The organism is Flavobacterium sp. ALD4 (genome assembly GCF_002836475.1).
Lineage (GTDB): Bacteria > Bacteroidota > Bacteroidia > Flavobacteriales > Flavobacteriaceae > Flavobacterium.
The window spans coordinates 898,257-913,123 of the sequence record NZ_PJBJ01000030.1 but is presented as its reverse complement, the minus strand read 5'-3'; the positions used below and the strand labels follow the sequence as shown (position 1 = coordinate 913,123).

The window sequence follows — 14,867 nt, the reverse complement described above, 5'->3', positions numbered from 1 at the left end:
CCTTTTCTTTTTTCCTTAAAAAAGAAAAGATTGGAACGCATAGCGGGAGGATTCGTTCTAAGAAACAGCAATTGTTCAGCTCTTAAATACAAAAAACTAATTCAAAGTCGCTTTGTACATTCGGGCTTCGTTCCAAGTGAATTTATCACTATTTTTCTCCATTAATGCATTAAGCGATTCCTCTTTATAACCTTGGAAAGCTTGCGCTAAGGTCTGTATTTTATCCTCGGGCAAAACCTCAGTAATAGACACGGCTTTGATTTGTATCAGTTGGACAAAATGCGCATAAATAGTTTGTTCTGTAAGCACTCTGATGGTGGCAATATCTGATATTGAATTCTTTTCTACCCACAATTCATAGGTTTCCTGAACGGTCGATTTCTTGGGTGCTTTCTTGGTCACTTTTTTAGAAGTATAGCGTTGCAAGTCGGCTTCGTCCTCGATCAAAGTGACATTTTCTTTTTTGAATTGGTTTTGAATCGCTTCGGTTTTTCTGCTGATGTATTTCTTTATTTCATCAGAGGTCAGTTTTTCCTTCGAAATGGTTTCTCCGGCAACGACAGTTTCAATCAAAAGCTTGGCTTTCATCAATCGCAAAACAGCTTTGGTTTGCAATTCTTCGAGCACGATGAGTTCGTCATAATAGGACTTGCTTTTCTTGACGCGCTTCACTTCTTCTAGTTTCCAAAGGACTTCAAAAACTAGCTCATCCATGGGTTTTAAGAAGTACCCAAAAGCGGCTTCAATCCTTTCGGAAACATGGATTAAATCGACGGTTTCATTATTGAAAATTTTGTTAAGCTGCCCCATGAATTTTTTGGACGGATCCAAAAGGGAATCAATAGCTTCCATTTGCTTAGTCGCCCAGAGGGAATGTTTCGATTTGGCTGAACTTTCAGACTTGTCCCCGTAACTGTACTTGTGATTGCGCCATTCCTGCGCTAAATCAGCCCAATCAAAACTGTTCATAAGATAGTTATGGATGAAATTCTTAGTTTCAAAATGCAGAGAATTTTTCAACAATTCTTCGGAAGCCTTGTTTAAAGAATAATCCATGACATCCTGGTCATTAGAAATTCCGTTCATTCGCAATGGAGATAGCAAAATAAGCCCTTCTAACGAGCGCAAACGAGATAACGCCACATACGCCTGCCCCGGCATAAAAACTTGCGAAACATCAATCGCGGCTTTATCAAAAGTCAATCCTTGACTTTTGTGCACCGTAATTGCCCAAGCTAGTTTTATAGGATAATGCACAAAAGTCCCTAATACCTCCTCCTCAATTTCCTTTGTTGCAGGATCAATTTTATAACGGATATTTTGCCATTCGTATTTTTCGACTTCTATCGTTTTGTCCTCTTCAGGAAAGTGGACCAGAATTTCCTGGCTCGAAAGGGATTTTATCACTCCCATTTTTCCGTTGAAATAGTTCTTGTCGAAGGAAAGATCATTTTTTACAAACATCACCTGTGCACCCAGTTTTAACTGTAAACGTTCCTCGATAGGGAAAATCTTCTCGGGAAAATCACCTACGATATCCGGCTTATAAGTAATCAGCTCTCCTTTTAAATCTTCCAAAGCTTGTGCGTTCATAGCATCCGCCTTCGCGTTGTGAGTCGTTAGTGTGATATAACCTTTGTTATTTTTTAAATCAAAATCAGGTTTTACGTACTTATTCAGCGCCTGAACATCGGCCGCAGTAATCTGATTGTTTCGTAAGTTATTCAAAACCGAAATGAACTCGGTGTCGGTTTGACGGAATATCTTAGATAATTCAATGTACAACGGCGGACTTTGCTGTACGGCATGCGAATGGAAAAAAAATTTTCCTTTGTAATAGTTACGAAGCGTACGCCATTCCTCATCGCGAATTACCGGCGGCAACTGCAATAAATCTCCAATAAACAATACTTGAACCCCTCCAAAAGGATTGGTATTCTTGCGCACCGTTTGCATCATGTAATCCATCGCATCCAACAAATCAGCGCGCAACATACTCACTTCGTCAATCACCAGTAATTCCATATTGCGAATCACTGATTTCTTCAATCCGCTCATTTTAAAATGCCGGCGCAAGGTATCCTTAGATTCGAACTTTACCGTATCCGTAAATTGGGAATCAACGCCAAAGGCAGGAATAAACCCTCCGAAAGGCAATTGAAACATGGAGTGAATCGTAACACCGCCCGCATTCAAAGCGGCAATACCAGTAGGTGCCACTACCACAGTGTTTTTGTGAGTGGTTGCGATAATTTCCTTTAAAAGAGTGGTCTTCCCGGTACCCGCTTTTCCGGTCAGAAAAACAGAGCGTTGGGTTTGGTTGATGAACTGTAAGGTATAAGCGGCGGCTTCGGAAACGGTTTGCATGGGTCGTATAGATTAAAGACGGAATGTATTCGAACAGCTTTTAAAGCTTTCTAAAAAATATGATAATACAAGAACGTAAAAGTACTTTTTTTTAAGGATTAAATCCTGTTTTGAAATATGAAACAAAAAGGAATGCTCTTGAACACGAGCCGAAAGATAAACCCAAAAAAAAACCTCCTTTCTAATTCAAGAATGGAGGATTTTGATTGTTATAAAAAAAGAAACTTATTTCTTTTCTTCTGTTTTAGCTTCTGCTTTCTCTTCTACTTTCTCTTCTGTTTTAGCAGCCGCTTTGTACTTGTCATTTAATGCTTTTACTATGTCTTTTGTGATGTCGTATTTTTCTTCAGCATATAAAACGGATGCAGCATCACCAGTACCGTAGATATAAGAATATCCTTTTTCTTTACCGTATGCTTTGATGAATTTTTTTACTCCACTTACTAAAGTGTCCATTTCTGTTCCACTTTCTTGTTGCAATTGTTGTGATAATGCTTGTTGTGCATAACTCAATTGTTGCTCTCTTTTTTGCAACTCAGCTCCTTTTTGTTGTGCCCAAGCCTGACCGTTTGCCTGCGCTTGACTTTGAAAATTAGCAGCGTCTTGTTTAAAACGTTTAATCTCTGCCTCTAATTGTCTTCCTTTTTCTTCAGACTGTGCTTTATATTTTGCTTCAAGGTCTTTCGCTTCTGTATATTCTTTCATCAACACTGAAGTATCTACGTAAGCCGTTTTTACTTCTTTAACATCTGCGGTCTTGTTACAAGCAACAACTGAAATAGAAATTGCGATAATTAATAATACTTTTTTCATTTTGGTTTATTTGTAATTTATGTGTTTACCTGTTTATAGCAAAAATATAAAAAAATAGATAGTATCCTCATAAACTTTGAAAATTGGCTAAAATTTATACTATCAAGTTTTCTTATTAAAAAAAACGCATTTATAATTTATTTCTATAATTATTGACTTTAACAGCTTTTAAATAAGCCTTGAAATCAAAATATGCAATGCAATTACACCCGATAAAGGAAATCACGGCTTAAATCGCTTTAAAATTCAATTTACTTGTTTTTTAGGACATAAATGTGGGACGAATATTCAGAATTTTGCTTCGCCTTTACATTAGACTGTAATCCGACAAAAAAGGCTTTAACGAAATTCATTTTTCCGTGTTTGTACTTTTCAGATAAGAGGCTCACATAAAAAGAGTCAAATTTCATAGGAAGCACTTTTTCTAATTGTATGTCTTCTTTTTCAAAAAGCATTTTTATAGCTTTTTTCGAAAAGTGCCAGAAATGAATCGGTACATCATAAGCCGCCCAAAACGTTCCGTAATGTTTTGCATCGAAAGATTTAAAATTAGGAACCGCTACAATTAAAGTACCCGATGGTTTTAGCAATCGCTTCAATTCTTTTATTTGATTATCCAGATTAGGAACGTGCTCTAAAACATGCCACATGGTAATCACATCAAAAGAATGGCTTTCCAATCCCAAAGTATCCTCGACAAATGAAACTGCTTTTTTCAATGCAATAGCTCTTGCTTTATCACTCGGCTCCACTCCTACTGTTTCCCAACCGTTCTCCTTGGCTACAGCCAAAAAATCTCCAGTTCCAGCACCGATGTCTAAAATACTTCCTTTATTAGGTTGCTGTGAATTGATCAGCTGCAACTTATTTTTTAAAGCTATGCTTTTTACAAAATGGTATGCTTTTTCAAATAACGATCGTTTCCCGTCCGTATGCGAAATGTAATCTTCGCTTTCATAATACTTACCCAAGTTATCTAAACTGGGTTGCGGATATGTAATTAACATGTCCGTCGTTTCGTCTTGGTATAAGTCAAATGTTTCTTTGGAAACAGAATGATCTTTTACGGTAAGAAAATGTTTTTTATTTGAAATATCCATTGTTACTTATGAGTCGTCAGTTTTCAGTCGTCAGTTTAATTGTGAAGCTGGAAAATTAAATATTAAAATTTATTTATTTTTATAACAGAAGTTCCTTAGTAATAACAAGGCTTCCGGCCGTAGTTTCACGTGGAACATATCATTTGAGAATTAAGATTAACGATTTTTAATTGCATATTTTAAAAAAATCATAAATCAAACATCTTATCTTCCCATATAAATCAATAGTACCGACACGTCACTTGGGGAAACACCGCTGATTCTAGATGCCTGTGAAATAGTCACTGGCCGAATCTTAGTTAGCTTTTGTCTGGCTTCAATGGACATCGATTTTATTAGATGGTAATCAAAGTCCTCTGGAATTTTCACATCTTCTAAACGAGTCAATTTATCCGCATTGTTTCGTTCCTTGTCTATGTAACCGGAATACTTCACTTGGATTTCTGCCTGCTCTAAAATTTCCTGATCTAAATCATTCTCTTCAATATAGCTTTTGACTTTATCAAATTTCATGATGTCATCCATGTCAATTTGAGGACGGGAAAAAACCTTAAACAACTTATCCCCTTGGGTGATTAGCGCAGTATCTTTTGATTCTAATATTGGATTTGCTTCCGCAACGCTAACACTAGTCTCTCTGAAAAAAGACACCATATTGTTCGACTCTTTCAATTTGTGCTCCATACGACGCAAACGCAATTCAGAAGCCAAACCTATTTCATGACCCTTTGGAGTCAATCTAAAGTCGGCATTGTCCTGACGCAATAACGTTCTGTATTCGGCTCGCGAGGTGAACATGCGATACGGCTCTTCTGTTCCCTTGGTAATTAAATCATCGATCAACACTCCAATATACGCTTCATCTCTTCTCAAAATCAAAGGCTCTTTTTCATGCACTTTCAGATGCGCATTAATACCAGCCATCAATCCTTGCGAAGCCGCTTCTTCATAACCTGTCGTTCCATTGATCTGTCCTGCAAAATAGAGACCTTCCACTAACTTCGTTTCTAAGGTATGTCTCAATTGCGTTGGTGGAAAATAATCGTATTCGATCGCATAACCCGCACGCAGGAATTTCACGTTTTCAAAACCGGCAATAGACTTCATCGCCTTAAACTGAATGTCTGCAGGAAGCGAAGTAGAAAAACCATTCACATAAACCTCACAGGTTTTCCATCCCTCCGGTTCGATGAATAACTGATGTCTTTCTTTGTCGGCAAAACGATTTATCTTATCTTCAATAGACGGACAATATCTAGGTCCAAGGCTTCTTATTCTACCATTAAACATCGGAGAACGATCAAAACCTTCCCTTAAAATATCATGCACTTCCAGAGAAGTATAAGTCATATGACATGATCGTTGATGAGTCAAAGGCGCCGTCAAATCAGAATAAGAAAACTTATCTGGTTTAGCATCTCCCTTCTCCTCGTTCATTTTCGAATAATCCAGAGAACGCCCATCCACTCTCGGAGGTGTTCCCGTCTTCATTCTTCCGGCTTCAAAACCAGCAGCAATTAAATCTTCAGTAATTCCAACCGAAGCGCTTTCGCCTGCTCTTCCCCCACCAAAGTTTTTATCACCAATATGGATTTGACCATTAAGGAAAGTACCATTAGTCAACACCACCGACTTCGCTTTTATTTCAATACCCAGCGCAGTGCGTATTCCTTTTACTTTTCCATTTTCAATAATCAGCCCCTTCACCATCTCTTGGTAAAAATCTAGATTTGCAGTTCCTTCCAACATCAATCGCCATTCTTCCGCAAACCTCATACGGTCACTTTGAACTCTTGGCGACCACATCGCAGGACCTTTTGATTTATTCAACATCTTGAATTGGATAGCCGTCCTGTCTGAGACAATACCGGAGTACCCACCAAGAGCATCAATTTCACGCACGATTTGCCCTTTAGCAATTCCTCCCATAGCAGGATTGCAAGACATTTGAGCAATGTTTTGTAAGCTCATGGTTACCAATAAGGTTTTCGAACCCAAGTTAGCAGCTGCTGCAGCAGCCTCAGAACCGGCATGTCCAGCACCCACCACAATTACATCATATTCTTCTTGAAACATATTATTATCTGAATTTACCCGGTATACGGGGATGTGATTTCAATACTAAAACTTATTTCTATTATTGAAACCTAAATTTATTTTCTCGTTCCCTGTGCCGCAACTCTAGTTAGATTCTTATACCCATCTCCGTTGTTCCACGTGAAACATTCTAGCGCTTACAATAAACTAAATCTTTATTGTTCCACGTGGAACAAGACTAGCTTTTCATTTTCCTTCGAGCGCATCAACAATTCATCAGCTTCTCCCTTGTCCTTGTATCCGCAATAATGCAAGACGCCGTGCACCATCACTCTTCGTATTTCCTCTTCAAAAGGAACATTGAAATCCGCTGCGTTTTCCTGAACACGTTCGACCGAGATAAAAATATCCCCGTGAATTTCATTCCCCATAGTATAATCAAAACTAATTATATCTGTAAGGTCATCGTGGTTTAAATATTCAAGATTGATCTTGTGTAAGTATTCGTCATCACAGAAGATGTAGTTGATTTCTCCCTCTTTCTTGCCTTCCGACAAAATTGCCGCAGAAAGCCAGTTTGCAATAGCGTCTTCGTTCTCTAAGTTGAATTCACTTTCGTAATTAAAATTGATCATTTTTTATTAAAATATTCTTGAACCTTGCGGTTATAATTTGAGCGCAAAGGTAATGATTGTCTGTTTAATATCTCAATGCTATTCAAATAATCTAACAATGCGTCCTGCAACGGTTTAGATTCGTTATTAAACTCTCTTTTATTGCTCACCGATTGCCGCTTCTTTTCTTCCCCCTGTTGCTGAACAGCCGAATTTAATTTTAATAATTCCTGCTTTACGTTCAGGATTTTTTGCAATGTCTCGCTCTTAAAGCCTTTATTCAATAATTGTTTTTCTATCTGTTTCATCAGCTCTAAAGCATTCTGACCACTGCCCCCCAAACCTTGTTTGTTCAGTTCATTTTCTAACGCCTCTCGAAGCTGCTTCTGTTCCTTATATATCTCTAGCAAAACCTGCGCGTCTCCCTCTTCCATACCTCCATCTTGAGAACCATTCTTTCCTTTTTTGTCTCCATCACCTGGCTTTCCGTCTTTCCCCTCACCCGGTTTCTGCCCTTCCTCCATTCCTTCTTTCATTTTATCACCAAGGCCCTGCTGCTTTTTAATGATGTCAGGAAGTTGCATTCCCTCCCCACTACCAGGTTTAGGTTTACCAGAACCCATACTAGATAAAGACATTTGCATGTTGTTTAAAATATCACTCAGGAAATCGCCAAGCTTATTGGCGGAAGACACCGCGTATTGTTGATGCGATAATCCTTTCGGTATTTGGGAATCGGACAAACTGACCAACGACTTGTCAATATTGTAATGTACATTCCCTATCTCTTTGGTGATGTCTTCAGCGATTTTCGGGTTACGTAACGACAAAGCGAACAGGCTATCGTCAACATGTTTGAACTGCAGTTTCAAATCCTGTTGCAATTTAATATTTTTATTAAAGCTCGGAGAACCTCTTTTGAGGTCGCTGAATTGCACCATCACATATTCCTGAGATAAAGAAAAAGCCAATAGGTTATCTAATATTTGTCTCAACATTTTCACGTCTTCTTCCATCTGATCCTTCTTGCTTCCCTGCAAACCTTCCTCCATCTTCTTCGCCATGGCCTTCATTTTGCCAGCAGCTTTTTTCTGACTCGGTTTCGCCTTCGCCTTGTTTTCATTTTGAAGTTCGTCGCTTGCCTTCTTTAAATCGTCTACTATACTTTTTTCAACTCCAGGGTCATTAGGTATATCAACCGGTGATTTTAACTCGCCATTATCTTTATCTAAATCTTTAAGTTCTTCCTGAATTTTTTCGAAATCAGAGTTAATCGCTTTCTGTTTTTCAGCAGAGTTTTCTTTTTCGTTCTCCGCTAACTTATCCTGCTTCTCCGAAAGTTTATCTAGTTTATCCGCTAATTGTAACGCCTTCTTTTCTACATAATATTTCTTGGTCAGTTCTACCAACTGCTCCAAATTCCGTATTTGGTTTTTACTTTTCTGTTTAAACTGATCCAATTTCTTCAGTAAATCTTCATTTTTAATTTTATCGTTCAGCTCTTTTAGCTCGTCCAACAACTTCTGATTTTTTTCTAAATCCTCGTCTGCCTTGTCCAAGCGCTTCTTCAAATCTTCCTTTACTTCGTCTTTTATAATGGTTTTCAATAGATCCAGATTGTCCTTCATTTTCTTAGCAAATTCCTTCATCATCTCATCCTGCTTTTTCTGACGCTCAACAAAATCCTTTACGTTTTGCTGCTCCTTAAACTCAAACTGCTCTTTCTCTTTACCTGTCTTTTGTAACTTATCAATCTCGGATAATTGCTTGTCTTGATTTTCTAATGACTTTTCCAGGCTATTGATATTGTCATTTTGCTGCTGTAGCAGTTCATCCTTTTTTTCTTCATCGGTCACAATACGATTAAAGAATACAGATGTTTTTGAGCTTTTAAAACCATTCCGTGCATCATTGTCAAAAACCTCAAAATAATACTCATAGGACACTCCTTGTTCAACGGGCAACCTGTCCGGAAAAGAATACCAAAACTGACCATAAACTGCAGTTTTTATTGGGATATCTCCACGTTTCACTAACATTGGTTTGTTCTTAGGATAATATACAATTTGTAGTTTAGACAACCCGTAATCATCTACAATTTGTCCCAAAACAAAGCTTTTATCTACTTTTAAACTGTCCGGAGCATAGCTTGCACTGATCGTGGGAAACTGGTCCTTAATAACGGTTAGCTGATAAGAGAGTTTTTCATAATCTTTTATACGTTCGTTAGAAGTAACAACCTGGTAATCTGTGTTTTGAACTATGTTTTTAGACAACGAAAACAAATCAGATTCCTTAATAAACTTAAAACGAGCGGTTTCACTCGAATAATCAATATCCTGCGTCGCCAAAGCAGTTATTTTCCAAGTTACTTTCGTTCCCTCAGGGATTACGGCATTACCGGTTCCTTTAACCACTTCCACTTTTCTATTCAAATAGGATGGGTAGTTTAATTGCATCTCAAAATTGGCTATCGTTGGCACTGCAGCAACTTTCAACTGATACTCTTCAGACGAAACGGCGTTGCCTTCCACGTGAAACAATACATCAGTCATCGGTTTGGTAATCTTAAACTGGAACTCACCCAGCTTACTATTTTCCATAAAATAACTCTCGCCGTTTATGAAAATCATTACATTTTCCGGAACTACATTTCCCTCCGTTTTGATCTTCAGCATAAAATCTTTGTTCTGCTCCGTTTGTAAATTGCCGTTGAGCAACACAAATTTAAAAGGTGCGGGAGGCAAAAAGGTATCATTAAAATGGACCACTCTGTTAAGAGTCTGAGAAATCACAGTATTGTTCCCGGAAACATAGAACACCAGAATAAGCAAAATGGGAACGATCGCAAACGGCAAATGCTTACTGTTTGATTTAAAATTTATGGCATTGCCAAAAGGTATCGGTTGCAGAGCGTTTGCTTTTTGCTCGATTGAGGCTAAAAGTAATTCGGAGGAATGTTCCTCCTTGCCAGAATCTGACAATTGAAGAAAATTGGTTAAGCTGTCATTGACATCGGCAAAGTGACTTCCGATAATTTTTGAAGCCTGATTGTAATCGATTCCCTTTTGAAATTTTAATAATTTAAATATGGGGAACACAATAAAACGAAACAAAAGGAACACTTCCACACCGACGAAAGTCCAAAACAATACAGCTCTTGCCATTGGCTTCAGCCATAAAAAATATTCCACAAAAAGCGTAAAAAGAAAATACAACAATCCCAAACCGATGAAGAGTACTATTCCTCGAATCAATTCATTCGTGTAATACCTCCTGATAAACGCTTCTAATTTTTGATAAATACTATTTAAAGATTCCAAACTACTATTTGTTTTATATAACCTTTAAAAGTAATAATTTAATATGAATAAAGAAATGTTAAAAAAGCATCAATCTCAAGAATGTTAAAATTATCTCGTTTTCAAATTCTGCAGTTCAGCGATTGAAATTGTATCTTTGCCTCAAAATTTATAAAAATGTCGAAGCAAGTTCGTGTGCGTTTTGCACCCAGTCCAACGGGACCTTTACATATTGGAGGAGTTCGTACCGCCCTATTCAATTATTTGTTTGCCAAAAAAAATAATGGTGTTTTCTTTTTACGGATTGAAGATACCGACCAAAATCGTTTTGTTCCAGGTGCCGAAGCCTATATTATGGAAGCGTTAGAATGGTTAGGAATTCCTCCTGATGAAACAATAGCGAAGAATGAAAAATTTGGTCCTTATCGTCAGAGCGAAAGAAAACCTTTATATAGAGAATACGCTGATCAACTAATAAACAGCGGTTGGGCTTACTATGCTTTTGATTCTGCTGAAGCATTAGATGCAGCAAGAAAAGAGCAGGAAGAACAAGGTAAAACTTTTATTTATAATCATACCAATAGAGAAATATTAGATACTTCTCTAGTAGTTTCTGCTGAAGAAACTGCCGAAAGAATTGCTAACGGTGCTTCCTATGTAATCCGTTTTAAAACTCCCGTTGGTGAAACCTTGCATTTACAAGATATCATTCGTGGTGATGTGAAATTTGAAACTAGCTTACTAGATGATAAAGTATTGTTTAAAAGTGATGGAATGCCAACGTACCATTTAGCTAATATTGTGGATGATCATTTGATGGAAACATCCCACGTCATCCGTGGTGAAGAATGGTTACCCTCTATGCCGTTACACGTTCTATTGTACAGAGCTTTCGGTTGGGATGCACCTGAATTTGCACACTTACCATTAATTTTAAAACCTATTGGAAACGGAAAATTATCCAAACGTGATGGAGATAAATTAGGCTTTCCTGTATTCCCATTAGAATGGAAAACAGAAGAAGGTATTTCATCAGGTTACAGAGAAAAAGGATTTTTCCCAGACGCGGTAATTAACTTCTTGGCTTTGTTGGGATGGAACGACGGAACAGACAAAGAAATATACTCATTAGAAGAATTAGTAGAAGCTTTTGATTTGAGCAGAGTGCACAAAGCCGGCGCTAAATTTGATCCAGAAAAAAATAAATGGTTCAATCACCAATTTTTAATCAAGCAAAAGGACCAAGATTTAGCAAAAGCCTTCGCTATTGTCTTAGAATCAAAAGGCGTAGATTCCTCTCTTATCGGAATGACAAAGTTGGTTAAAATTGTATCTCTTATAAAAGAACGAGCGTCATTTGTATCCGAATTTTGGGAACTCAGCGACTTCTTTTTTGTTGCTCCAACAACCTATGATGACAAGGCAACTAAAAACTGGAAAGCAGAAACTCCAGCTTTAATGCAGGAATTGATTGCTATAGTCCAAGAAATATCTGATTTCACCTCTGTGAACATCGAAACTCTCGTTAAAGACTGGATTACGAAAAACGATATTGGCATGGGAAAAGTGATGCAACCTTTCCGTTTGAGTTTGGTTGGTGCTTTAAAAGGTCCTCACCTGTTTGATATCGTGGAACTTATTGAAAAAGAAGAGACAATCAAAAGGATTCAAAAAGCAATAGCCACATTATAAAAATAAAAAAGCCTCCGATATAACGGAGGCTTTTTTTAGAAATATAGAATTATATTTCCATTGAGTATTCCAGGGTTTCCTTTAAAATCAACTCCAAACCCTTTACTATTTAGATTTTCAAGAATGTTATTGATTCCGTACTGATACGAAAGATTAATTCTAAAATGACGCACCCCGGCCGTAATTCCAACGGTTGGATAAAAGTTAAATTTAGAAATATCAATGATGTCCTTTGCTAACAAAGTGGTACCGTTAATCGCATTGTTTTCTTCTTCAAAATCAATTTTAAACTTCCCGTTCACCTGAACAATTGGTCCAAACTCCAAACTCAAATGATTTTCGACCAAAACATAACTTAACTGTAGTGATATCTGCGCCGAAGCAAGTTTATAATTGACATCTACATTTTGAATATTTAATTTTCTGGTGGCAACCGAGAAATTATTTTCGCTGAACTGCAGTGCGTAAACCATGTCCCAGTTCTCATAGAAATTTCCTCTCACAGATAAGCCCGCGTTCCAACCAAGATCTGGTGTTGTTTGAAAATTATCAGTATTCAAATTAAGTTGGTTTGCCCCGAATGTGACCCCTATCCTATTGGAATCCCTGTAACCGTACTGTGCAAAAACGGTACATGCAACCAAAATCAGTACTGATGTAAAATATAGCTTTTTCATATTCTTGAATTAAACATTCACAAACCTAAAGATTTTTTGTAATTTAACAGTTATTTTTAATCTAAATTATAAATCTTATGAACATTATCTTAATTGTCCTTCTTGTTATTGGACTCTTTATTCTCATGTCTTCTTTTTTTACGGTGAAGCAACAAACCTCTGTTATCATTGAACGATTCGGTAGATTTCATAGCGTCCGACAATCTGGACTCCACCTAAAAATTCCACTAATTGATAGAGTTGCAGGACGAGTAAATCTTAAAATCCAACAATTAGATGTAATTATCGAAACCAAAACAAAAGATAATGTTTTTGTGAAACTTAAAGTTTCCGTACAGTTTATGGTTATCAAGGAAACAGTTTATGATGCCTTTTACAAATTAGAATATGCGCATGACCAAATTACTTCTTACGTATTTGATGTGGTTCGTGCAGAGGTTCCTAAATTAAAGTTGGATGATGTTTTTGAAAGAAAAGATGATATCGCCATCGCCGTAAAAAGCGAATTGAATGAAGCGATGACTACTTATGGTTATACAATTATCAATACATTGGTCACTGACATCGATCCTGATATTCAAGTAAAAAACGCCATGAATAGAATTAATGCTGCTGATAGAGAGAAAACTGTAGCGGAATTTGAAGCGGAAGCATCCAGAATCAGAATTGTGGCAAAAGCAAAGGCAGAAGCAGAAAGCAAACGCTTACAAGGACAAGGTATTGCAGATCAAAGAAGAGAGATTGCCAGAGGATTAGTAGAAAGTGTGGATGTACTGAATAGAGTTGGTATTAACTCTCAGGAAGCTTCCGCATTAATTGTGGTTACGCAACATTATGATACCTTACAAGCTATTGGTGCGGATACTAATTCTAACTTGATCTTATTACCCAATTCACCACAAGCAGGTAGCGACATGTTAAATAATATGGTTGCCAGTTTCACCGCAAGCAACATGGTAGGTGAATCCATGAAAAAAGGCAATCGAAAAGAAAAAGCAAAAGCTCAAAAGATTCTTCCCATAGAAGAAAAAGAGGAAGACACTCCAGAAACAGAAGAATAATACACTATGTTCATATGACAAAAAAGAGGCCTAGCGGCCTCTTTTTTTATTTATTATCCAATTGATTACAAATGGAACAACAACGTTTAATATATTTCCCAAAGAGCCACTAAAGACTGTTTTAAAGGATCCTAAGAAATTATTTAGCAAATGATGCGGTGTTATGCTTTCCCTCGTCCTATTGTAACCTAAAACAATTTTTTGATAGCTAATTTCTTTTTCAATTTTTAAAATCTCCAGTTCCCTATCGATTTGAGCGTATGATGAATATTTTTTAGTTTCCATAGTTTAATCGTTAAAAAATATTTGTGAAAATTTCTCTAATAGAGGTCCTTCCACTACCTTATCTCTTACCAAAAATAAAAGTCCCGAAGCAACGAGGTAAAATCCTCCAACGACTAAAAACCCTAAAGGATAGCTATCCAAATAATCTCCAATGGCATATGCGAGCGCAAAAGAACAAAATAATAAAACCATGCTAAAACCCAATAATATCAAAGAAAACTTTAAAATCGTCGTCGTCGATTTCATCGCCATTTTGAAAGCTCGCAATTTATAATAAGCAAGATTATTTTCAATATAGGCTTGAGCCTGATCTTGCATATCCTCTACGTTCTCTTTGATTTCTTCAAATGCCATATATATATATATTGGTTTAATTATGATAATTTACGGGTTTTATTTCTTAAGCTTTGCATTCTGTTCTTTCAGATCAGCCAATTTTATTTCCAAAAAAGAAATAACTTCTTCTGTTTTATCGCTCATATTAGCAAGTAAATCTTCGTAAGTCGAGTCAAGATCTAATTTAGCGCTTTTCAATTTGGTTTTCATATCTTCTGACAGACCTTGGTATTTAAGATCTAAATCCTTTTTTGCCTCTTTATAACCATCTTTGATTTTGCCTCTGGTTTTATCTCCTTTTGCAGGAGCAAATAAAATTCCTACTCCAGCTCCGATAGCCGCACCAGCAATTAGCGCAATTAATGTATTCCCCGCATTGTTAGACATGATATATAATTTTAGTTAATAATACTTAAAAATACAAAAATTACTAACAGCTTCTTGTTAACAAGCCGTTAAAGTACTTACAACAAAGGTCATCCTTAAAATAAGGAATTTCTGGGTATAAATGCCATGCAAACACCTAATATCATACTGAAACCAAAAAAGTGGTTTAAAACACCGCTACGAAAGTCGTTTTTGA

The 14,867-nt window shown here is 36.9% G+C and carries 12 protein-coding genes; 2 read left to right on the top strand and 10 right to left on the bottom strand.

The features are described 5' to 3' along the window. Positions 1–96 precede the first annotated feature (96 nt). The 6 genes from CXF59_RS12750 to CXF59_RS12725 all read right to left on the bottom strand — a co-directional run bounded on the left by CXF59_RS12750 (position 97) and on the right by CXF59_RS12725 (position 10,254). Positions 97–2,367 carry a helix-turn-helix domain-containing protein gene (locus CXF59_RS12750; protein ID WP_101138130.1) on the bottom strand — a complete coding sequence of 757 codons (2,271 nt, stop codon included), beginning with the start codon at positions 2,365–2,367 and terminating at the stop codon, positions 97–99. A gap of 225 nt (positions 2,368–2,592) precedes the next feature. Then, entirely contained in the window at positions 2,593–3,180 is a 588-nt protein-coding gene (locus tag CXF59_RS12745) for an OmpH family outer membrane protein (RefSeq protein WP_101138129.1), read from the bottom strand. Positions 3,181–3,431: 251 nt separating this feature from the next. Beyond that, positions 3,432–4,280, bottom strand: a complete 849-nt coding sequence (locus tag CXF59_RS12740) for a bifunctional 2-polyprenyl-6-hydroxyphenol methylase/3-demethylubiquinol 3-O-methyltransferase UbiG (protein WP_101138128.1) — start codon at positions 4,278–4,280, stop codon at positions 3,432–3,434. A gap of 204 nt (positions 4,281–4,484) precedes the next feature. Then, a complete protein-coding gene (gene mnmG / locus CXF59_RS12735) occupies positions 4,485–6,356 on the bottom strand; it encodes a tRNA uridine-5-carboxymethylaminomethyl(34) synthesis enzyme MnmG (RefSeq protein WP_101138127.1) in 1,872 nt (623 codons plus the stop codon). A 176-nt stretch (positions 6,357–6,532) separates the two neighbouring features. Continuing rightward, positions 6,533–6,952, bottom strand: coding sequence for an rRNA maturation RNase YbeY (ybeY, locus tag CXF59_RS12730; RefSeq protein ID WP_101138126.1), 420 nt, complete (start codon positions 6,950–6,952; stop codon positions 6,533–6,535). Then, positions 6,949–10,254 (bottom strand): hypothetical protein, encoded by a 3,306-nt coding sequence (locus tag CXF59_RS12725; protein WP_198554695.1) that lies wholly within the window; start codon positions 10,252–10,254, stop codon positions 6,949–6,951. The genes ybeY and CXF59_RS12725 overlap by 4 nt, the downstream gene beginning before the upstream one ends. Positions 10,255–10,410: 156 nt before the next feature. Between CXF59_RS12725 and gltX the strand changes: the two genes are divergently transcribed. Continuing rightward, complete coding sequence (gene gltX, locus CXF59_RS12720; RefSeq protein ID WP_101138125.1) at positions 10,411–11,925, top strand: glutamate--tRNA ligase; 1,515 nt, start codon at positions 10,411–10,413, stop codon at positions 11,923–11,925. 35 nt (positions 11,926–11,960) lie between these two features. Here gltX and CXF59_RS12715 read toward each other — a convergent pair whose 3' ends face one another. Further along, a complete protein-coding gene (locus tag CXF59_RS12715; protein WP_101138124.1) occupies positions 11,961–12,602 on the bottom strand; it encodes an outer membrane beta-barrel protein in 642 nt (213 codons plus the stop codon). A gap of 77 nt (positions 12,603–12,679) precedes the next feature. Between CXF59_RS12715 and CXF59_RS12710 the strand changes: the two genes are divergently transcribed. Next, positions 12,680–13,663, top strand: coding sequence for an SPFH domain-containing protein (locus CXF59_RS12710; protein WP_101138123.1), 984 nt, complete (start codon positions 12,680–12,682; stop codon positions 13,661–13,663). A gap of 30 nt (positions 13,664–13,693) precedes the next feature. On the opposite strand, the gene CXF59_RS12705 is transcribed toward CXF59_RS12710, so the two are convergent. The 3 genes from CXF59_RS12705 to CXF59_RS12695 are packed head-to-tail and all read right to left on the bottom strand — an operon-like array spanning position 13,694 to position 14,671. Next, positions 13,694–13,948 carry a DUF6327 family protein gene (locus CXF59_RS12705; RefSeq protein ID WP_101138122.1) on the bottom strand — a complete coding sequence of 85 codons (255 nt, stop codon included), beginning with the start codon at positions 13,946–13,948 and terminating at the stop codon, positions 13,694–13,696. 3 nt (positions 13,949–13,951) lie between these two features. Continuing rightward, positions 13,952–14,302 carry a phage holin family protein gene (locus CXF59_RS12700; protein ID WP_101138121.1) on the bottom strand — a complete coding sequence of 117 codons (351 nt, stop codon included), beginning with the start codon at positions 14,300–14,302 and terminating at the stop codon, positions 13,952–13,954. A 39-nt stretch (positions 14,303–14,341) separates the two neighbouring features. Beyond that, positions 14,342–14,671, bottom strand: coding sequence for a YtxH domain-containing protein (locus tag CXF59_RS12695; protein ID WP_101138120.1), 330 nt, complete (start codon positions 14,669–14,671; stop codon positions 14,342–14,344). Between the last annotated feature and the right edge of the window lie 196 nt (positions 14,672–14,867).